General features: G+C 49.5%; 1 protein-coding gene. It reads left to right on the top strand.

Features of this window, described 5'->3' with window-relative positions; genetic code table 11:
• Positions 1-18 precede the first annotated feature (18 nt).
• On the top strand, positions 19-408 hold a 390-nt coding region (locus tag HFC70_RS26545; protein WP_210259471.1), incomplete at its 3' end, for a lambda-exonuclease family protein.

The raw sequence follows: 408 nt of genomic DNA, 5'->3' as shown, positions 1-408 counted from the left end.
ATGCGGAACGCTGGAATCATGGATAGAACAAAATACATCGGAGGAAGCGATGTTGCAGGGATTCTTGGAATTAGCCCATGGCGCACCCCGCTTGAGGTTTATCTGGATAAGGTCCAGCCACGTGTCAAACCAGTAGACCCAAGCAAGCAGAAAGTTTTCACGCGTGGCCAGCGTATGGAGCCATACGTAATAGACCTGCTTTCTGAGGAAACAGGGATGGAAATCGTTCATCGCGGAAACCGCTATATCCACCGTGATTACGATTTTATTGCAGCTGAGATCGATGCAGAAGCAGCGTCAGGCGAGAACATTGAGATCAAAACAGTTAGTCCGTTCAAAGCCAAAGAATGGGGAGAAATCCAGACAGATGCAATTCCTGTGCATTACACGGCCCAGGCCATGCACGGG

This window comes from Agrobacterium sp. a22-2 (genome assembly GCF_012276985.1).
Lineage (GTDB): Bacteria > Pseudomonadota > Alphaproteobacteria > Rhizobiales > Rhizobiaceae > Allorhizobium.
The sequence above is the reverse complement of the archived record's forward strand: the minus strand, read 5'-3'. Positions and strand labels throughout refer to the sequence as shown.